Source organism: Blautia sp. MSK.18.38 (genome assembly GCF_024460535.1).
Classification (GTDB): domain Bacteria; phylum Bacillota; class Clostridia; order Lachnospirales; family Lachnospiraceae; genus Blautia_A; species Blautia_A fusiformis.
In genome coordinates this window covers 74359-94522 of sequence record NZ_JANFYP010000008.1, presented here as the reverse complement: position 1 = coordinate 94522, position 20164 = coordinate 74359, and the positions used below count along the sequence as shown (strand labels likewise).

The following is a 20164-nucleotide window of genomic DNA, read 5'->3' as shown; positions in this document are numbered from 1 at the left end:
CTGTTGAGAAGAATACCGGAGTATTTTTGTATGACCGGACAGAGTAGGAGGCTTTCATGTCAGCAGAAGCAAACGATAAGAAGCGTTTTATCAGGATACGCGGAGCCAATGAGAATAATCTTAAGAATCTTAGCGTCGATATTCCCAGAGACCAGTTTGTGGTACTTACCGGACTCAGTGGCTCCGGTAAGTCATCTCTTGCATTTGATACCATTTATGCAGAGGGACAGAGACGTTATATGGAGTCACTTTCTTCCTATGCGAGGCAGTTTCTGGGACAGATGGAGAAACCGGATGTGGAGAGTATCGAGGGCCTTCCGCCGGCAATCTCCATTGATCAGAAGTCAACGAACCGGAATCCCCGTTCTACAGTGGGTACGGTAACGGAGATCTACGATTATTTCCGACTTCTGTATGCCCGTGTGGGAATCCCGCACTGTCCCAAATGTGGAAGGGAAATCCGCAAACAGACGGTAGATCAGATGGTGGACCAGATCATGACGCTTCCGGAACGCCAGAAGATCCAGCTTCTTGCACCGGTAGTGCGGGGCCGCAAGGGAACCCATGTTAAACTTCTGGATCAGGCCAGAAGAAGCGGATATGTGAGAGTGCAGATCGACGGAAATCTCTATGAGCTTTCTGAGGAGATCAAGCTGGATAAGAATATCAAACATAACATTGAGATCGTTGTGGATCGACTTATTGTGAAACCGGGAATAGAGAAGCGTCTTTCCGATTCCATTGAAACCGTGCTGGATCTGGCGGATGGTCTGCTGGTAGTAGACACTATGGACGGGAAGCTTCTGAATTTCAGTCAGAGTTTTTCCTGTCCGGATTGCGGCATCAGCATTGATGAGATCGAACCCAGGAGCTTTTCATTTAATAATCCATTTGGTGCCTGCCCGCAGTGTCTGGGTCTTGGATATAAGATGGAATTTGATATCGATCTGATGATCCCGGATAAGAAACGGAGTATCAATGAAGGGGCTATCGCTGTTCTCGGATGGCAGTCCTGTACCACGCAGGGAAGCTTTTCCAGAGCGATCCTGGATGCCCTGGCAAGGGAATATGAATTTTCTCTGGATACACCTTTCTGCGAGTATCCGAAGAAGGTCCAGGATATCCTCATCCATGGTACCGGCGGTCATTCTGTGAAGGTTTATTATAAAGGACAGCGGGGAGAGGGCGTTTACGATGTGGCGTTCCCGGGACTGATCCGCAATGTGGAGCAGAGATACCGTGAAACCGGTTCCGAGGCCATGAAGCAGGAATACGAGAGCTTTATGCGGATTACTCCGTGCACCACATGTAAGGGACAGAGGCTGAAGAAGGAGTCACTGGCAGTGACCGTGGCGGATAAGAATATTTATGAAGTGACCAATATGCCGGTACAGAGGCTGCAGGGCTTTCTCCGCGATCTGAAGCTTTCAAAGCAGCAGGAGCTTATTGGAAGACAGATCCTGAAGGAAATCCGCGCCAGGGTTGGATTTCTGGCAGAGGTTGGCCTGGAGTATCTTTCACTTGGAAGAGCTACCGGAACCCTTTCCGGCGGAGAGGCTCAGAGGATCCGTCTTGCCACACAGATCGGATCCGGGCTCGTGGGGGTTGCATATATCCTGGATGAGCCGAGTATCGGGCTTCACCAGAGAGATAATGACAAGCTTCTGAGGGCACTGATGCGTCTCCGTGATCTTGGCAACAGTCTGATCGTGGTGGAGCATGATGAAGATACCATGCGTGCTGCAGACTGTGTCATCGATATCGGCCCCGGAGCCGGAGAACATGGCGGACAACTGGTCGCAATGGGGACAGCTGAGGATCTGATGAAAAATGAGCAGTCTGTGACAGGAGCTTATTTAAGCGGAAGGCTGAAGATCCCGGTACCGGAAGTGAGGAAGGAACCAACCGGATTTCTTCATATAAAGGGTGCGGCAGAGAACAACCTGAAGCATATCGACGTAGATATTCCTCTGGGAGTGATGACCTGTATCACAGGTGTTTCCGGCTCCGGTAAGAGCTCTCTGATCAATGAAATCTTGTACAAGAGACTTGCCAGAGACCTGAACCGTGCCAGAGTGATCCCCGGGAAACATGATGACATTCTGGGTATCGATCAGCTGGATAAGGTGATCAATATCGACCAGTCCCCGATCGGAAGAACTCCCCGTTCCAATCCTGCCACATATACCGGAGTTTTTGACCAGATCCGTGATCTTTTTGCAGCCACCGCAGATGCCAAGGCAAAGGGCTACAAGAAAGGCCGTTTCAGTTTTAATGTCAAGGGCGGACGGTGCGAGGCCTGCAGCGGTGACGGAATCATCAAGATCGAGATGCATTTTCTTCCGGATGTATATGTGCCTTGCGAAGTCTGCAAGGGCAAACGCTACAATCGTGAGACTCTGGAAGTGAAGTATAAGGGCAAGAGTATTTATGATGTATTGAATATGACTGTGGAAGAAGCACTGACATTTTTTGAGAATGTACCGTCGATCCGGAGAAAGATCGAGACCCTGTATGATGTAGGGCTTTCCTATATCCGTCTGGGTCAGCCCTCCACCACTCTTTCCGGAGGAGAAGCACAGCGTATCAAGCTTGCCACAGAACTCAGCAAGCGCAGTACCGGAAAGACGATCTATATCTTGGATGAGCCTACCACAGGACTGCACTTTGCGGATGTCCACAAGCTGATCGAGATCCTGCGCCGTCTGTCTGAAGGAGGAAACACCGTTGTGGTCATTGAGCACAATCTGGATGTGATCAAGACGGCGGATCATATTATTGATATCGGACCGGAAGGCGGTGACAGAGGCGGAACGGTAATTGCCAGAGGAACTCCGGAGGAAGTAGCAGAGAATCCGGTTTCCTACACCGGTAAATATGTGAAAAAATATCTGGAACAGAAATAACCGGTAAAAGTTCTTTTCAATTTCTGTGGTTTTGTATATAATGAAGTGCGGGAACGTTTCGGCACAGACCGGAACAGAATAAGTCAGAAATGCGTCAGCATATGAACGTGTATGACGCAGGCGGGAGGATTTATGCCGGCAAAGGATATAGGAATCGATCTGGGAACCAGAAACAGTCTGGTGTTTTCCACAGGCAAGGGAATCGTTTTAAGAGAGCCCTCTGTGGTTGTTTATGATAAAGATACAGAGAAGATCAGAGCAATCGGTGAGGAAGCCAGACAGATGGCAAGCCATCTGACTTCCAATATGGAAGTGATCTGGCCAATCCGAAGAGGTGTGATCGTAGATTATAATGTAATGGAAAAGATGCTGAAATATTTTATTTCACAGGCTATGGGACGGAGAGCGTTCCGGAAACCGAGAGTCAGCATCAGTGTTCCGAGTGGGATCACGGAGATTGAGCGTAAAGCAATTGAGGAAGCTGCCTATCAGTCAGGAGCCAGGGAAGTTTTTCTTGTGGACGAGCCCATCGCTGCTGCTATCGGTGCAGGTGTAGATATCACCAAGCCATTTGGTAATCTGATCGTGGATATCGGTGCAGGGACCACGGATGTTGCGGTCATATCGGTAGGGGGAGTGGTTGTTTCCGCTTCTGTGAAGGTTGCAGGAGATAATTTTGATCATGCGATCATGAATTATGTACGTGAGAAGCACAGCCTCTTTATCGGGGAAGATGCAGCGGAGAATATCAAAATCAAGATCGGAACAGCCAGTGAAGAAGCGGATCTTCGCACGATGGAGGTCAAGGGCAGAAATATCATCACAGGACTTCCGAAGGTGGCAACACTGACTTCTGAGGAGATCCGGACCGCTTTGAGGGAAACGACCGGGCAGATTGTGGAGACTGTACATGGTGTTCTTGAAAAAACACCGCCGGAGCTGGCGGCAGATATCATGGACAGAGGAATCGTTCTTACAGGCGGAGGTGCCATGCTGCATGGAATGGATGCATTGATCGAGCAGAAAACAGGAGTCAGCACACTGACGGTACAGGATGCAATGCTTGTAGTGGCTGCAGGAACAGGAAAATATGCGGAAATCATGTCAAGGATGTAAACCGTTATGAGTCGTCCGGACGGCACAGGAGCAGAGAAGAGACTGCCGCAGGAAACTCATACAGATAAGGCGCTGCAGCTGCAGTGCCTTTTGCTGTTATCAGAGGTTTACAGATGGAGAAAAAAATGAGTGAGACAGTTACAGGATATATAGATCATGTGATCTTCCGAAATGAAGATAATGGATATACGGTCATGGTACTGAAAGGGATGGAAGAGGAACGGGAACTGACCTGTGTGGGGACATTTCCTGCGATCACCCAGGGGGCTGCCATTGAAGCTTCCGGAAATTATACAACACATCCGGTGTATGGCAAGCAGTTTCAGATAGCCTCCTACGTAGAAAAAATGCCGGAGGATGCACTGGCCATGGAGCGTTATCTGGGTTCCGGTGCGATCAAGGGGATCGGAGCGGCACTGGCAGCCAGGATCGTACGTCGTTTCGGTGATGATACTATGCGTATTGTAGAGGAAGAGCCGGAGCGGCTGGCTGAGATCAAGGGAATCAGCGAAAAAAAGGCCATGGAGATCGCAGAACAGATGACGGAGAAAGCAGATATGCGCCGCGCTATGATCTTTCTCCAGAAATACGGGATATCACTGAATCTCGGCGCAAAGATCTATCAGAAATATGGGCAGACTGTATATGGAGTCCTGCAGGAGAATCCGTATCGCCTTGCAGAGGATATCAGTGGTGTGGGATTCCGTATCGCAGATGAGATCGCTTCCCGGATCGGGATCCATACAGATTCAGATTACAGGATAAGAAGCGGAATGTTGTATACTCTCCTACAGGCTTCAGGAGAAGGCCATATCTATCTCCCGAAGGAGGAACTTTTTTCCAGGGCATCCGGACTTTTGGGAGTAGATTCCTCCTACATGGAAAAACATCTCATGGATATGGTAGTAGACCGGAAACTGATCCTGAAAGAAACAGAAGACGGTGCAGTTGTCTATCCCACACGATATTATTATCTTGAGCTGAATTCAGCCAGAATGCTCTGTGAGCTGAACATCCTCTGCCCGGAAGATGAGGAGATGATGGAGAAACGGATCAACAGGATCGAAAAGGAGACAGGAACCCGGTTAGATGAAATGCAGAAACAGGCAGTGGCGGCAGCTGCCAGTCATGGTCTGTTCATTCTGACCGGCGGGCCGGGAACCGGAAAGACTACAACGATCAATGCGATTATCCGTTATTTTGAAGAGGAAGGCGCTGAGCTGCGGCTTGCAGCTCCCACCGGCCGTGCAGCCAAGCGAATGACAGAGGCTACCGGATACGAGGCTCAGACGATCCACAGACTTCTGGAGCTGAATGGAATGCCGGAGGAAGAGCAGGAAGGCCGTGCAGTTCATTTTGACAGGAATTCGGAGAATCCGCTGGAAGCGGATGTGATCATCATTGATGAGATGTCCATGGTAGATATCGCACTGATGCATTCATTGCTTCTTGCAGTGACAGCAGGGACCAGACTGATCCTGGTAGGTGATGAAAATCAGCTTCCCAGTGTAGGCCCGGGAAATGTTCTGAGGGATATTATCCGCAGCGGCTGTTTTCCGGTAGTAGAGTTGAAAAAGATTTTCCGCCAGGCATCTGAAAGTGATATTGTGGTGAATGCCCATAAGATCAACCGGGGCGAGCAGGTGACCATCAATAACAAGAGCCGTGATTTCTTTTTTCTGAAAAGATATGATGCGGACATCATTATCCGTGTGGTGATCGCGCTGATCCAGGAGAAGCTTCCGCGTTATGTAGATGCAAAGCCCTATGAGATCCAGGTGCTCACGCCTATGCGTAAGGGACTTTTAGGTGTGGAGCGGCTGAACCAGATCCTTCAGAGATATCTGAACCCGCCGGATGAAAAGAAAAAGGAGAAAGAGATCGGACAGCGTCTTTTCCGTGAAGGGGATAAGGTGATGCAGGTGAAGAACAATTACCAGCTGGAGTGGGAAATCCTTGGACGATACAAGATTCCTGTGGATAAAGGTGTGGGCGTGTTTAACGGAGATACCGGTATTATGACGGAGATCAATGAATTTGCGGAAACGGCTACCGTGGAATTTGAGGATGGCAGACAGGCAGAATATTCCTTCAAACAGCTTGAGGAACTGGAACTTGCCTATGCAGTGACCATACATAAGTCCCAGGGCTCAGAATATCCGGCAGTGATCCTTCCGATCCTTTCCGGACCAAGGATGCTGATGAATCGGAATCTTCTGTATACAGCAGTGACCAGAGCCAGAAAATGTGTTACCGTAGTAGGCAGCGAGACCACTTTTGCGGAGATGATCCGTAATGAAAAACAGCAGCAGAGATACAGCTCTCTGGACAGACGGATCCGGGAGCTGGATGAATCTGAACAGAAAGAGAGCGCCATCGGGGAGAAAGGACTTTCTTGAAAAAAACAGCAGATTTTTTACTGGACATGCTTTACCCGAAAAAATGCCCGCTGTGTCATCAGATACTGAAAGAAAAAGACCGGCTGATCTGCCCGGAGTGTTCCGGAAAGGTCAGGCCTATATCCGGTCCCAGGTGTATGAAATGCGGAAGACCGGTAAAAATGGAAGAGGAATACTGTGAAGACTGCCGCAAGGGTGCCCATCATTTTACGGAGGGCAGAAGTATTTTCTGGTACGGAGAGGTCTGGAGACAGTCTCTGGTACGATTTAAGTATTACGGATGTCGGGAATATGGGGATTTTTATGCAAAGGCAATGAGCGTCTTCGGAAAAAAATATCTGGAACGGTGGAAGCCTGATCTGATCGTTCCCGTTCCTCTGCATCCCAGAAAAAAAAGGATGAGAGGTTTTAACCAGGCAGCATATCTGGCAGAAAGGCTCAGTGTTCTTACAGGGATCCCATGGAATGGGCATCTGGTAAAGAAGATACGAAGCACAAGATCTCAGAAAAAACTTAATGCCATACAGAGGCGTCAGAACCTGAAAAATGCATATCAGGTAACCGAAAGGATCCCGGGTTTTTCTGTACTTGTGGTGGATGATGTATACACAACAGGAAGTACGGCAGATGCCATGGCAATGTGTCTTCTTGAGGCCGGTGCAGAGAAAGTTTATTTTCTGACAATATGCGCAGGAAGGGCATGAAACAGCCGAAAAAACACTTTTCATAGGTATGGAACTATGCTACAATAAATTTGATTGCAGTTAAACAGTATAACTGTATGGAAAGCGTAATGCGGATCATATATTGGGGATTTTCCTGATAAAGAAAGCTTATGAGGAGTTATTTTTATGGTAAATGAAGAAAAAGTGAAGATCATGAACCGTCTGGCTATGTATGAACATGGCGAAGGCAGGAAGTATCTTCCGGTGAGCAGATATTATCGAAGTGATTATATTGGACTTGCACTGATCAGAAACTTTTTTCTGGTAACGATCGGATATGTATTGGGACTTGCAGGCGTTGCCGCATATTTCAGCGAATATCTTATGGATAATGTGAATAAGATTAATCTGGTCAAGGTTGGAATCTATATCATCGTCGGTTATCTGATCGTGCTTGTTGTATATTCGATACTGACCTACATCCAGTATTCTGTGAAATATTTCCGGGCAAAAAAAAGTGTCAGGGAATATTATCAGGATCTTACAAGACTGGAAAAAATCTACGGGCGGGAGGAAAAAAGAAATCCGGTCCGGAGAAATGCAGGAGGACATAGAAAATGACAGCTTTACTTGAGATCAAACAGAATATCAAAAGATTTTACGGACAATATGAAGTATATATACTGCCGGTCCTGAAGTTTGTTCTGGCATTTGCCTATTTTCTCTGGATCAACAGCAATATGGGTTACATGAAACAGCTGGATAATATTTTTGTTGTCCTGATCCTGGCGCTTGTATGTTCGATCCTTCCGGTTTCCGTGATGATGTTTCTGGGATTTGCGTTGATGATCGGGCACTGTTATGCAGTCGGGATCGAAACGGCAGGATTTATGCTGCTTCTTATTCTGTTGATGCTGATCCTGTTCCTAAGATTCAGCAGGTCACAGAATCTTGCAATGATCCTTACACCACTTTCCTTCGGATTTGGTGTTCCTGCACTTATGCCGATCGGAGCAGGCCTGCTGGGTAGCGCATTGTCAGCGCTTCCGGCCGGATGCGGTGTTGTGATCTATTATTTTATACGGTTTGTACATGCACAGTCGGCGGCACTCAGTGATCCTGCTGCAGAGATCACAGAAAAACTGAAGCTGATCTCTGACGGACTTGTCCACAACTGGGCAATGTGGATCACGGTGATCGCGTTTGTGGTAGTGATCCTGTTTGTGAACCTTCTGAGAACACGGGCGTTTGATTATGCATGGAGGATCGCTGTCATTGCCGGTGGCGTGATCTATATCCTGGTTATCCTTGCCGGAGATTTCTGCCTTAGTATTACGGTAGCCATGGTGCCGATGATCCTGTCCACAGTGATCTCCGTACTGGCAGGATTTGTTCTGGAGTTCTTTGTTTTTGGCGGAGATTACAGCAGAACAGAACGTCTGGAATATGAGGATGATGAGTACTATTACTACGTAAAAGCCGTTCCGAAGGCATCAGTCGCCACTTCTGAGAGAAGTATCAAAAAAATCAATGCGGAGCCGGTAAAAGAAGAAAAAAAAGAAGACAATGTTGTGTCTTTCAGTGATGATGTATTTCCTGAGAAGAACGAAATGCATACAGTAAAGATGCCGGATATGGTTTCCGAAAATACAGTAAGTGAGAAACCGCAGGGATTGGACAAGATCGATTTCGAAAAACAGCTGGAGGAATCGCTGAAGGATCTTTAAACAGGAACGATTGGAATAGCTCAGGAAGAAAGGAGGAGACTTATGCAGAATGTGCTGACAGTTGTGGTCGGATATCTTGGGAAAATTTCCCTTCCGGGACTTGGCGTGATAGATATCATTGAGATCGGACTGATTTCCTTTTTTGTATATCAGTTTATGGCATGGATCAAATTTACACGTGCATATACCCTTCTGAAGGGCATTTTGATCGTCCTTGGATTTATCCTGGTCGCATATATCTTCAAAATGAATACGATCCTCTGGATCTTCCGGAACCTGGCTAATGTGCTGGTGATCGGTGTGATCGTAATCTTTCAGCCGGAGCTGAGAAAGGCGCTGGAGCAGCTGGGACAGAAGAAGTTTGTTTCCAACATTATTCCCTTTGATTCCGGCAGGGAAGTGCAGGAGCGTTTTAATGACAAGACTATCAACGAACTGGTAAAGGCCTGTTTTGATATGGGTGAAGTTAAGACCGGAGCACTGATCGTAATCGAGGAAGAGATCCGGCTTGATGAATATGTGAGAACCGGTATCAATATTGACGGTATCCTTACCAGTCAGCTACTGATCAATATTTTTGAGCATAATACACCTCTTCATGACGGAGCGGTGATCGTGCGGGGGAACCGCGTAGTAGCAGCAACCTGCTATCTGCCTCTTTCAGATAATATGGAACTGAGTAAACAGCTGGGAACAAGACACAGAGCAGGTGTGGGTATCAGCGAAGCTACGGATTCTCTTACGATCATTGTTTCGGAAGAGACAGGACAGGTTTCTGTGGCCAGAGGCGGTGAGTTATCCAGAGGGCTTAACAGTAAGCAGCTTCGTGAAGTACTTGTTTCTGCTCAGAATAAAAAGGTTGTTGACAACGGTAAGCTGAGAAATCTGCTGAAAGGGAGAGTGAAACATGAAGAAAAATCTGACTAAGAACATCCCTTTGAAAATCATGTCGATCATTGTGGGAATCCTGGTGTGGCTGATCGTAGTAAATGTTGATGACCCTATCATTACGAAAGGCTTTGTGATCTCAGATGTGCAGATCATCAATGAAGCTTATGTGGATCAGCTGGGCAAGATGGTCATGCAGGATGATCGTGAAAATTCAGTACGTGTTTATATTACAGGTGAGCGGAAGATAGTCAACCGTCTCACCTCAAGTGATATTAAGGCAGTTGCAGACCTGCAGCAGGCTCAGTCTACCGATACAGACCCTGTAATGATCCCCATTACAGCAACCTGTTCCGGGATACTTCCAGAGAATATCCAGGTGTCACCGCAGAATCTAAGTGTCCATCTGGAAAAAAAGGTGACCAAGGAATTTGCGATCAACGTTACCAGTGATGACAGCAAGCCTGCACAGGGGCTGGAGGTTGCTTCGCTTACCGCAAATCCGGAAAAAGTCCGTATTACAGGACCGGAATCCCTAGTTGGTAAGATAGACAGTGTGAGTGTGGATGTAAGTTCAAAGCTTGAGGGAATCGACCAGGATACGACGATCACAGGCGCAGAACTGACCATTACAGATAAGAATCAGGATACACTTTCATCAAATTCCATGAGCTATCTGAAATTTGACAACAACGGAAAGGTCAATGTCACGGCAAAGCTCTGGAAGGTGCGTTCTGATATACGGATCAGTGCGGGATATACGGGAGAACCGGCAGAAGGTTATGTTGTGGACAGTGTCACGACAGTACCGGAGACTTTCAGCGTAGCCGGAAGTGAAGAAGCACTGAACAATCTGAAACTTCAGGGAAATACTATTTATCTTGACAATGAGAATGTGGATATTTCAGGAAAGAGCAATGACGTGGAAAAGAAAGTAAACCTGTCAGAGCTTCTTCCGGATGGCCTTAAGCTGACATCCGGATCCAGTACGGACCTCTGGATCACAGTCAATATCCTGCCGGAGGGCAGTAAGATATACAGCTTCCCGACAGAGGATATCAAAGTAAAGGGTCTGCCTGATGATCTGCAGCTGGCATTTGAAGTTGCGGATATTGAACTGAAGGTGCAGGCGGAAGACGGAGATCTTTCCCAATTTGATCTGAAGTCGGTAGGAGCAGCACTTTCCATGGATGACTGGGAGGAGGGCAGCTACGAAGTACCGATCAAAATCAGCCTTCCGGAAGGCTACAAGCTGCTGGAGGATGTAACCGCCGAGATCAAAATCTCCAAGGTTTCCAATGTAGACAGCAGCAGTCAGTAAGTAATCACAGCTTTGGACAAGGCTTGAAGGATAAGTAATATAAAGGGAGACAGCAGCAATGTTAAGTTATAAGGTAACGGTCAGGAACCCGTCAGGGCTTCATCTTCGTCCCGCAGGGCTTTTGTGCGGCGAGGCAATAAAATACAAATCGTCCATAACATTTCAGTATGCCGGAGGTACAGCGAATGCCAAAAGTGTTCTGAGTGTTCTGGGTGCCTGTGTTAAAAGCGGGGATGAGATCACACTGGTCTGCGAGGGTGAGGATGAACAGGCTGCGATAGATGCGCTTGTGGCTCTTATCGAAGGCGGACTGGGCGAATGATACGTAACAGATACAATAATTATTTACAGCAGCATGATCAGGAGGGATTATCGTGAAGAGAAGAGTTGTGGCAATTTTTCTCAGTCTGACATTATGCATGGGCGGAACTCTGGAAGCCGGCGCTGCGGCTTTGGGAAGTACAGACGTGCAGATGGCAGCAGAGACAGCCGGCGATCCGGCTGAGGATGTATTCAGTGATGAAGCGGAAACGACTGTACAGCAGCCGGAAACAGAAGCGGATCAGACAGGTAGTACTGACAGTACAGACAGTTCAGAAGAAACACCTGTTACACCGGAGAACCCCGCAGAGACACCGGATGTTATAGAAACACCGGAGATTACAGAGACACCGGAAACTACAGAAGCACCGGATGCGACAACAGAAGACAGTACAGATCCGGGCGATGATTTCAGTGCAGGTGATGCACAGGAACTGGATGCACCGTCAGCAGATACCGCAGTAGAGAACAAAGTAGAGAACAACAAGGCAGAGGAAACTTCTGCTACCGGAGCATCACTGGTAAACGGTGTAGTCGTTGCCAAGACAAGTGACTGGGTTTCTGCAAACGGTTTTTACAGACTCCGCAAAAAGAAGGTTGCTGCATCTGCAGCCCCGGAGGGAAAAGCTTCTGAGGATCCTGCAGAAAGTAGCGAAGAAGAGCAGAAAACAACAGTTGATGAAACAGCTGCAGCAGCACAGGAGGTACAGCAGACTGAAGAGCTTCCGGATGGTGCAGCAGAGAGTGAGCAGGCTCAGGTACTCCAGAATGAGTCAGCAGAAGGAGAGCAGGAGACTGCAGCAGAAGAAGTTTCTACAGAGGAAGTATCTGTAGCAGAAGCTTCTGCAGAGACAGCATCTGCAGATGTAGTGTCTGCAGAGGAGACATCCGCAGAGACAGCACCTGTAGAAACAGAGACGGCAGTCGAAACATCAGAGAGCGTAGATAACGCAGAGACTCTTGCCCTGGATGAAGGGAACGCTTCTCAGGTATCAGAAACAGGTTCCATCGAAGATAATTATTTTACTGCGCAGGATGGTCTTCTTAAGATCAATACCAACGGACATGTGGGATATTATCTTTTTAATGAAGACGGATATCTGGTAACCGGTCGTATGACCCGTGAGCCAGGTGCAGCAGGTTATACCGGAACACAGAAGACAGAATGGTATTTCCTCGAAAACTCCAAAGCTTCCCTGTATTCGGATTCCACCGGAAAAGCAATCACACCGTGGACATCCAATCTTGGCCAGCAGAAGAGAAATTACTGGTTATGGACAGGAACTGTTTTCCGCTATTATAATTCCCAGGGTGATTACAAATCCATAGAGGCTCAGAACCTTGTAGGCAAGATCAAGAAGATCGGAAATGCTTATTATACACTGATGCGTAACGGAAAACCGCGAACAGGAATCCTGAAGCTGACAACTGGTTCTACAACATATCAGTATTACTTCCAGCCGGCATCAAAGGCAGGAGAGATTCCAGGAAAGCTTTTTTATGGCGGATGGACATATGTTTTAAACAGCAAAAATCAAAAACGTTTTATCTATTGTAGTCCGAAGGCTGCCACACGTGGACAGATCATGAAACATGGAGTTTATGTATCACCTGTAATGTCCAAGAAATATCGATATATGCTGAATGCCAGCGGCTATGTTATGACGAATACAATGGCGAAGGCGCAGAATAACGCATATTATGTTTCAGACAGCAAGGGCCGCATCATTACAAAAAAACTTGTGAAGTATAAAGGCAGCAGATATTATTTCGGAGGCAATGGCCAGAGAGTTTCCTGGAAGAACTGCTGGCATGGCTGCCCGGGTGCATCCAACAAGATTTATTATTTCGGAAGCACAGCAGGAAAAGTTGTTGAAAAATATGGCTGGCAGAAGGTGACCGACGCAAAAGGCCAGTTCTTCGGATGGTTTTACTTTGACAAAAACGGAAACCACTATAAGAGCCAGATGATAACAAACAAGTCCTCCAAAAAGAGCTATTACTTTAATAGCACAGGACAGCTTGCAACAGGAAAAACAAAGATCGGCAAAAAATACTATTTCTTTGCAACATCAGATGCCAATGCGCACAGAGGCTGGATGTACAAGAGTACATTGATCCGTTACCAGAATAAGTGGTATTATGCAGGCGGCAACGGTGTTCTGAAAAAGTCAGGCTGGCAGAAGGTAGGTAAATACTGGTACTATCTGCAGAACTATACCGTTGTGACAAATAAATCCATGAAGCGTGGTTCCGTAAATGGTTATCTGGACAGCCAGGGACGTTTTTCCACCGGCTGGGTGATCGTCAGCGATTACTATGATCAGGTCAAATATATCGATCCGGACAGCGGTTCCAAGTATCTGACCAATACAAGCAGATGGATCGATGGAAAACTGTATTACTTTGATAAGGATGGTTACCGCCGTAATGATGTTTCCAGTATTTACGGAGGACCATATTACCTGGAGGTTGATAAGACCAACGGTGTTATGACTGTATACACAAATAGTAGCAAGACGATTCCGGTTAAGACAATCCGTGTTTCTGTAGGTCTCTCCGGAACACCTACATGGGATGGTACATACAGACTGACCCGCAGTCTGAGATGGCAGCCACTGATGGGACCGTCCTGGGGACAGTATGGAACACATGTTGACGGATGCGGACAGGGAGGAATCTTTATCCATTCCGTAGCCGGATCGACCAGGAGTGTTTACAATCTTCCGGCAGGCGAGTACCTGAAGCTTGGGCAGCCTGCATCTCACGGATGTATCCGTACCTGTGTGGCTGATGCGAAGTGGGTATTTGAGAACTGTAACGGTTCTACGATCCACATTTACAGCAGCGGAAATTACGTTAACAATGAATCCTTCAAGGGACCGTTAGGCCGCAGACCGCTGGCAACCTTCCGTGGAGCCGGAAACTTTGATCCTACAGACCCGGAAGTTCCGTGATCTTTACCGAACAGTACCAGAAAGAAATATATAGAATAACCGAAGACCGATGTTCAGCTGTATGAAGCTGACATCGGTCTTTTTCCATATATGGCTTTACTTTCCATTTTTTCATATGTATAATAAAAGTCATGCACAAATAAACAACATAATTTATGGAAGGAAACTAAAATGAAAAACTGGAAGAAATGGTTGGTGGCAGGCTGTATGGCAGCACTGCTGGGAATCGGAACAATGGGAACTACAGCGATGGCCATGGGCGGCGGAGGCGTAGACCGAAGCGAGGCAGTTGCTGAGGAAGAAAAGGTCCCCAGCGGGAAGGCAACACAGGATTCCAGGGCAAGCTCAAAGGCCTGGAAGAAGATCAACGGTGTCTGCTATAACGGAAGCGGCCAGAAGCTGGAAGGTGCTGTCACACGTGGAATCGATGTTTCTGAGTGGCAGGATACCATCAACTGGAGCCAGGTCAAAAAATCTAATGTAGATTTTGCCTTTGTCAGGATCTCCTATGGTCTGAACCATCTGGATAAGACATATGATTACAACATGAAACAGGCAGAGAAGGCAGGTGTTCCGACAGGAACCTATGTGTACAGCCTTGCACTGAACACACAGCAGGCACTGAAGGAAGCGCAGCTTGCTATCCGTAAAATGGATGGATATAAAGTATCCTATCCGGTGGTTTATGACATTGAATATGATCAGATGCGCAATCTTTCCGCATCACAGATCGCGGATCTGGCAAAGACCTTCTGCAATGAGGTAAAAAAAGCCGGATATCATCCAATGATCTACTGCAATACAGACTGGTATGACAACAAGCTTGACTGGAGCAAGATGACAGGTTATGATGTATGGCTTGCGCGGTATGGTGATACGATTCCGGCTCCTGACAAGAAAAAGTACAAATATACCATCTGGCAGTCCACCGATGGTGACGGTGGCGGATATCTGAATACCACCAAGGGTCTGGTTGCGGGAATTCCGTCTTATTCTACTGTAGATATTGACTTCGGTTATGTTGATTATACCAAGATCATCACACCCAGATGGCATGTACAGACCGGATACAAAGCATCCACCAGACCGGATACCAGCAACTATAAAGGAAAAACCGGCTGGGCAACAGAGAACGGAAAGAAATTTTATTATGTCAATGGTGTCAAAAAATACGGCTGGGTTCAGGTGAAAAATAAGAAATATTATATCCATAAGACCGCAGGAATGTGCCGTTCAAAGCTGATCAGAGATTCCAAGAATATTTCCAGGTATGTAGATAAAAATGGAGTCCTTGTGAAAAATACCTGGATCACCTATAAGGAGAAAAAATATTATTTTGACAAAAACGGACATGCGTTAAAGGGCATGAAAAAGGTTGGAAAGGACTATTATTATTTTCAGGCCAAATACGGATACATGATGAAACACGTGCGGTACATGAACAGCAGGAATGATGTATATTATTTTGGCGGTGACGGCGTTATGGTCAAAAAGGTATTCTATACATGGAGCGGAAACAATGAAAGCCATACCTATTATTTTGGCTCCAATGGAAAGATGCAGAGAGGCTGGCTCAAACTGGACGGAAAGAGATATTATTTTGATCCGGAAACAGGAATCATGTACAAAAACTGTACTATTGAGAAAAACGGAAAGAGCTATACATTCGATGAAGATGGTATATACACAACTGTATCCGCAGCAAATAAGAAAAAATAAAAAAATGCCGGCAGCTTTACGTACGCTGCCGGCATTTTTATGATCATAAGGTATAAACAAGGATTCCTAGAATGATGATCAGATTTCCAATAATCTTTCCGCGGGAAATCTTTTCTTTCAGGATCCGCCAGGAAAACAGCAGGACAAAAACATAGGCGGCAGTATCGATCACCGGTCCGAATTTCATATCCACTTTGGTGTAGCACCAGGTATTCAGGAGCAGCACTCCAAAAAAGATACCATAGGCCAGGATCACCCGCCAGTTCAGATATTCCCGGAGGGGATTTTTGTATTCCATATTGGCACTCTGCTTCAGAAGTACCTGGGAAATTGCCGAAAAAAAGGTTCCGGCCAGCATGATCAGCATAAATGTTCTATTCATATCTCTGCACCATCCAGACTCCGATCAGAACGATCAGGATGCCGATGATGTTCTGAAGCGAAAGATTTTCGTGAAAAATGATCACAGCCCATACCTGGGACCACAGAAGATAGACGCTTTTGTTGGCGTAGGCCGTGGAAAGGGAAAATTTTTTGATCACCTGCTGCCATGCAATGGCGTAGATCCCACAGTTTGCGATCATAAGAAAAAGAAATACATAGAGAAGAGGACTATGAAGCCCTTCTTTATTGTAATAAACCGATGCAAGCTTGGAAAAAACGCTGGTAAGAGAAAACAGCAGGATATTCAGATGAAGCTGAATATAATCTTTAATTTTTGTCATGTTTCCTCCATATCATAAATGCGATTATCATAGACTGATAATCAATATATATCATCCGGCAGGTTTATGCAAGAAAATGTTTGAACAATGTAACGGTTTACAACAGGAAATGAAAATGATAAGATTAAACGATAAGTGTCAATTGATACAAAAGAGAGGAAAAACGATATGTGTTTATATTCAGTGGTTGTTCCTGTATACAATTCAGAACATACGCTGCAGGAACTGTACACCCGTCTGGAAAAAGTATTCCGGGAAACGATAAAAGAAGAATTTGAACTGATCCTTGTAGATGACGGGTCCAGGGACCGGTCTTTTGCGGTTATGCAAGAACTCCGGGAAAAAGATCCCCGTGTCAAGATCATCCAGATGGCAAGGAATTTTGGACAGCATCCTGCGCTTCTGTGCGGATTTGCCCACGCAAAGGGAGAGTTCATCGTAACTATGGATGATGACCTTCAGCATCAGCCTGAGGAGCTCCCCAAAATGATCAATGTAATGAAGGAACGTGACGATGTGGATGTGATCATCGCAAGCTATGAAGGACGTAAGCATAATCTGATCCGGAAGCTGGGCACAAAGCTGTCTGTATGGGCAACTTCCAAAATGCTCGGCAAGGATCCGAACCTTCAGATCACCAGTTATCGACTGATCCGCCGTTTTCTGGTGGAAGCCATGCTGAAGACCAATACATATCTTCCGCAGATTGGAAATCTTCTGGTTTTAAGCTCCAACCGTATCATCAATGTTCCGGTGCAGCATGCAGCACGTGCATATGGAAAGAGCGGATATTCTTTTCGCCGCCTTGTGAAGGATCTCATCTATGATATTACTGCCCATACGGCATTTCCGTTGCTTATGGTGCGAAACATCGGCATTGCCAGTTTTCTGGTAAGCTTTTTACTGGGGATCTATTATCTGGTGAGATATTTTCTGTGCGGGATCTCAGTAGAAGGCTGGACATCTCTGATGCTTGTGATACTGGCATTTTTCGGACTGACATTGCTTTCGATCGGGATCATCGGTATTTATCTCATGAATATTCTCAATGAGGCCAAAAAGATGCCGCACTATGTGATCCGTCAGGAGGAGACAGACTGATGAAAAAAGAGATCGGCGGCTATCTGGAACTGGAAGAACCGGCGGGACAGGAATACTATCCGGATCTCTGCGGCGTGAATCTCGGAAGAACAGCGCTTTTGTGGCTGATGGAAGCACGCAGGTGCAAAAAGATCTACATGCCATTTTTTCTCTGCGATTCCGTAACCGGTGCCTGTGAGAAATCCGGGGCAGAAATCGAATTTTATCATATGGATGAAGGTCTGCATCCGATCCTTGAGGAGAGAACGCTTCCGGAAGGAGAATATCTGTATCTGGTAAATTATTATGGACAGCTTACCGATGATAAGATCCGGAAATATAAAAAAATCTATGGAAATATCATTGTGGATCATACGCATGCGTTTTTTCAGAAGCCGCTGCCGGGTGTGGACACTCTGTACTCCTGCAGAAAATTTCTCGGAGTTAGTGACGGAGCATATCTGTCTACCGATGCGGAACTGGAACCGGAAAAGAAGCCTCTGGACCATTCCATGGGAAGAATGGAGCATATTCTGGGACGTTATGAATATGATGCCGGAACCTTCTATCAGAAAATGCTGGATAATGCAGCAAATTATCATGAGATGGAGATCCGCCGAATGTCCCGTCTGACCGGAAACCTCCTCAGGACTATGGATTATTCCGGTATCAAAACAAGAAGAGAACAGAACTACCGTCTGCTGTCGCAGCTTCTTCCTTCAAGGAATGCTTTTACAGGGGAGGTGCCGGAGGGACCGTTTGCCTATCCGTATTATCATAAGAACGGATTAGAGCTTCGACGCTGGCTGGCAGGTCGGAAGATTTTTGTGCCGACAAACTGGCGCAATATCCTGGAAGAATTTGACAGGGATACCATGGAATATGACTGGGCTGCCAATGTGCTGCCGCTTCCCTGTGACCAGAGATACGGGGCAGAAGAAATGCAGTATATCGCGGATTCCATAAGAGAATGGGAGGAAACGGAATCATGAAACACAGATTGCTGATACTGGGAACGTTGGGAGAATTTGAGCAGCTGGTGCAGAAGGCCCGCGAAAAAGGATACTACACCATTGTCTGCGACGGATATCCGGATGGTCCGGCAAGAAAATTTGCAGATGAGGCATTTCAGATCCCGGTAACAGATACGGAACGGATCGCCTGTCTCTGCTGGGAAAAAGAGATCGATGGGATCATCACATCCTTTTCCGACCTTCTTCTGGAATGTATGGTAAAGATCGCGGACCGGGCAGGAATCCCCTGTTATCTGAAACCGGAGCAGCTTCCCTGGTATCGTGATAAATCAGCGACCAGAGCACTGCTTACTGAACTGGGACTTCCCACTCCGGGCTTTCGAAAAATCCCGATTGCATATTTTAAAGACAGGTCCAAAAGAACTCAGCTGAAAGAGCTGCTTGAGGGACTTCGTTATCCGGTAGTCAGCAAGCCACTGGATAAATACGGCTCCCGCGGGATCTATATATCCGAAGATCTGGAGGAGCTGATAAACGGGGCAGAAAAAACAGCAGGATTTTCTGATATGCCGGAGATTTTGGTGGAAGAATATAACGATGGCTATGAATTCAATATGATGACCTGGGTGCAGCATGGAAAGGTCCATGTGATCAGTATTGCAGACCGTGAAAAGACATTTGTTGCCAAAGGGGAGATCCCCATCAGCACAAGAAATGTGTATCCTTCCAGATTATTGTCAAAAGTTGAAAAGCCTGCCACAGAACTTCTTCAGGCATATGCGGACAGAACCGGTCAGAAAGACGGAGCCCTTTCCATGCAGTTTTTCTGGAAGCCGGGAGAAGGTATCCAGGTCTGCGAGATCGCCGCACGATTTTTCGGATATGAGCATGAATTGACCGATATGGTCTATGGATTTAATATGGAAGAGCTTCTTCTTGCATCTCTCTATGATCCGGATAAGCTGGAAAAAATGCTGGCAGAACACGATGTTCATAAACCACAGTGCTGTGGAGCTGTCATTTATTTTCAGGGAAGGCTTCTTACCATCGGGGATCAGTCTGCGGCAGTCCGGCTGGGAGAGAAAGAACAGGTGGAAAAGCCCTGGATCTTTTATCAGGAAGGAGAGAAGGTCATTGAGCATGGTCCTAATCCGTATCTGGCATTATATTATGTAAAAACAGAGAATCGTAAGGAAATGGATCTTCTCACAGAAGAGTTTTATGAGGAAATGCATATTCTGGATCCCAACGGCCAGGAGGTGGCATACCATAATCAGATCCCAGATTATGCACCGGCAGAAAAATAGGCATTGAATTTACAACATGAGTGTGAGAAAATGAAATGTGCAGTTAATGTAGAAAAACC

16 protein-coding genes are annotated in these 20164 nt (G+C 46.5%); 14 read left to right on the top strand and 2 right to left on the bottom strand.

Annotated elements, in window-relative coordinates; all coding sequences use genetic code 11:
• Positions 1-56 precede the first annotated feature (56 nt).
• The 11 genes from uvrA to NE638_RS06915 all read left to right on the top strand — a co-directional run bounded on the left by uvrA (position 57) and on the right by NE638_RS06915 (position 16019).
• Positions 57-2906, top strand: coding sequence for an excinuclease ABC subunit UvrA (uvrA, locus tag NE638_RS06965; protein ID WP_173745941.1), 2850 nt, complete (start codon positions 57-59; stop codon positions 2904-2906).
• Between the two features lie 132 nt (positions 2907-3038).
• A complete protein-coding gene (locus NE638_RS06960; RefSeq protein ID WP_015527433.1) occupies positions 3039-4022 on the top strand; it encodes a rod shape-determining protein in 984 nt (327 codons plus the stop codon).
• A 125-nt stretch (positions 4023-4147) separates the two neighbouring features.
• Entirely contained in the window at positions 4148-6421 is a 2274-nt protein-coding gene (gene recD2 / locus NE638_RS06955) for an SF1B family DNA helicase RecD2 (protein WP_015527431.1), read from the top strand.
• Positions 6418-7125, top strand: coding sequence for a ComF family protein (locus tag NE638_RS06950; RefSeq protein ID WP_243113512.1), 708 nt, complete (start codon positions 6418-6420; stop codon positions 7123-7125). The genes recD2 and NE638_RS06950 overlap by 4 nt, the downstream gene beginning before the upstream one ends.
• Positions 7126-7272: 147 nt before the next feature.
• Positions 7273-7707 carry a hypothetical protein gene (locus tag NE638_RS06945; protein WP_129975786.1) on the top strand — a complete coding sequence of 145 codons (435 nt, stop codon included), beginning with the start codon at positions 7273-7275 and terminating at the stop codon, positions 7705-7707.
• Entirely contained in the window at positions 7704-8813 is a 1110-nt protein-coding gene (locus NE638_RS06940) for a hypothetical protein (protein WP_021651892.1), read from the top strand. The genes NE638_RS06945 and NE638_RS06940 overlap by 4 nt, the downstream gene beginning before the upstream one ends.
• Before the next feature lie 42 nt (positions 8814-8855).
• Positions 8856-9740: a diadenylate cyclase CdaA gene (cdaA, locus tag NE638_RS06935; RefSeq protein ID WP_021651893.1), complete on the top strand. Its 885-nt coding sequence runs from the start codon at positions 8856-8858 to the stop codon at positions 9738-9740.
• Positions 9721-11022, top strand: a complete 1302-nt coding sequence (locus tag NE638_RS06930) for a CdaR family protein (RefSeq protein WP_021651894.1) — start codon at positions 9721-9723, stop codon at positions 11020-11022. The genes cdaA and NE638_RS06930 overlap by 20 nt, the downstream gene beginning before the upstream one ends.
• A 58-nt stretch (positions 11023-11080) precedes the next feature.
• Entirely contained in the window at positions 11081-11344 is a 264-nt protein-coding gene (locus NE638_RS06925) for an HPr family phosphocarrier protein (protein ID WP_015527424.1), read from the top strand.
• Between the two features lie 52 nt (positions 11345-11396).
• On the top strand, positions 11397-14300 hold the full coding sequence (locus tag NE638_RS18035; protein WP_173745940.1) for a L,D-transpeptidase family protein: 2904 nt from the start codon (positions 11397-11399) through the stop codon (positions 14298-14300).
• Positions 14301-14471: 171 nt separating this feature from the next.
• Positions 14472-16019 (top strand): GH25 family lysozyme, encoded by a 1548-nt coding sequence (locus NE638_RS06915; protein ID WP_147602824.1) that lies wholly within the window; start codon positions 14472-14474, stop codon positions 16017-16019.
• A gap of 43 nt (positions 16020-16062) precedes the next feature.
• Here NE638_RS06915 and NE638_RS06910 read toward each other — a convergent pair whose 3' ends face one another.
• Both NE638_RS06910 and NE638_RS06905 read right to left on the bottom strand, forming a co-directional pair.
• Positions 16063-16401: an EamA family transporter gene (locus NE638_RS06910; protein WP_015527421.1), complete on the bottom strand. Its 339-nt coding sequence runs from the start codon at positions 16399-16401 to the stop codon at positions 16063-16065.
• Complete coding sequence (locus NE638_RS06905) at positions 16394-16744, bottom strand: EamA family transporter (RefSeq protein WP_015527420.1); 351 nt, start codon at positions 16742-16744, stop codon at positions 16394-16396. Before NE638_RS06905 ends, NE638_RS06910 begins: the two co-directional genes overlap by 8 nt.
• A 168-nt stretch (positions 16745-16912) precedes the next feature.
• Between NE638_RS06905 and NE638_RS06900 the strand changes: the two genes are divergently transcribed.
• Genes NE638_RS06900 through NE638_RS06890 form a run of 3 tightly spaced genes read left to right on the top strand, consistent with a single transcriptional unit; the run spans position 16913 to position 20105 of the window.
• A complete protein-coding gene (locus tag NE638_RS06900; RefSeq protein ID WP_129975792.1) occupies positions 16913-17845 on the top strand; it encodes a glycosyltransferase family 2 protein in 933 nt (310 codons plus the stop codon).
• The gene (locus tag NE638_RS06895) at positions 17845-18816 is read left to right on the top strand and encodes a hypothetical protein (protein ID WP_173745939.1); all 972 of its coding nucleotides are present in this window, start codon (positions 17845-17847) and stop codon (positions 18814-18816) included. Before NE638_RS06900 ends, NE638_RS06895 begins: the two co-directional genes overlap by 1 nt.
• Positions 18813-20105, top strand: coding sequence for an ATP-grasp domain-containing protein (locus NE638_RS06890; protein WP_147602825.1), 1293 nt, complete (start codon positions 18813-18815; stop codon positions 20103-20105). The genes NE638_RS06895 and NE638_RS06890 overlap by 4 nt, the downstream gene beginning before the upstream one ends.
• Positions 20106-20164: the final 59 nt, after the last annotated feature.

Excerpts from the sequence above, each read along its gene's own strand:
- NE638_RS06930 (WP_021651894.1), top strand. The coding sequence starts at position 9,721 with ATGAAGAAAAATCTGACTAAGAACATCCCTTTGAAAATCATGTCGATC.
- NE638_RS06905 (WP_015527420.1), bottom strand. The coding sequence starts at position 16,744 with ATGACAAAAATTAAAGATTATATTCAGCTTCATCTGAATATCCTGCTG.
- NE638_RS06890 (WP_147602825.1), top strand. The coding sequence starts at position 18,813 with ATGAAACACAGATTGCTGATACTGGGAACGTTGGGAGAATTTGAGCAG.
- NE638_RS06910 (WP_015527421.1), bottom strand. The coding sequence starts at position 16,401 with ATGAATAGAACATTTATGCTGATCATGCTGGCCGGAACCTTTTTTTCG.
- NE638_RS06940 (WP_021651892.1), top strand. The coding sequence starts at position 7,704 with ATGACAGCTTTACTTGAGATCAAACAGAATATCAAAAGATTTTACGGA.
- NE638_RS06900 (WP_129975792.1), top strand. The coding sequence starts at position 16,913 with ATGTGTTTATATTCAGTGGTTGTTCCTGTATACAATTCAGAACATACG.
- NE638_RS06915 (WP_147602824.1), top strand. The coding sequence starts at position 14,472 with ATGAAAAACTGGAAGAAATGGTTGGTGGCAGGCTGTATGGCAGCACTG.
- cdaA (WP_021651893.1), top strand. The coding sequence starts at position 8,856 with ATGCAGAATGTGCTGACAGTTGTGGTCGGATATCTTGGGAAAATTTCC.
- NE638_RS06895 (WP_173745939.1), top strand. The coding sequence starts at position 17,845 with ATGAAAAAAGAGATCGGCGGCTATCTGGAACTGGAAGAACCGGCGGGA.
- NE638_RS06925 (WP_015527424.1), top strand. The coding sequence starts at position 11,081 with ATGTTAAGTTATAAGGTAACGGTCAGGAACCCGTCAGGGCTTCATCTT.
- recD2 (WP_015527431.1), top strand. The coding sequence starts at position 4,148 with ATGAGTGAGACAGTTACAGGATATATAGATCATGTGATCTTCCGAAAT.
- uvrA (WP_173745941.1), top strand. The coding sequence starts at position 57 with ATGTCAGCAGAAGCAAACGATAAGAAGCGTTTTATCAGGATACGCGGA.
- NE638_RS06960 (WP_015527433.1), top strand. The coding sequence starts at position 3,039 with ATGCCGGCAAAGGATATAGGAATCGATCTGGGAACCAGAAACAGTCTG.
- NE638_RS06945 (WP_129975786.1), top strand. The coding sequence starts at position 7,273 with ATGGTAAATGAAGAAAAAGTGAAGATCATGAACCGTCTGGCTATGTAT.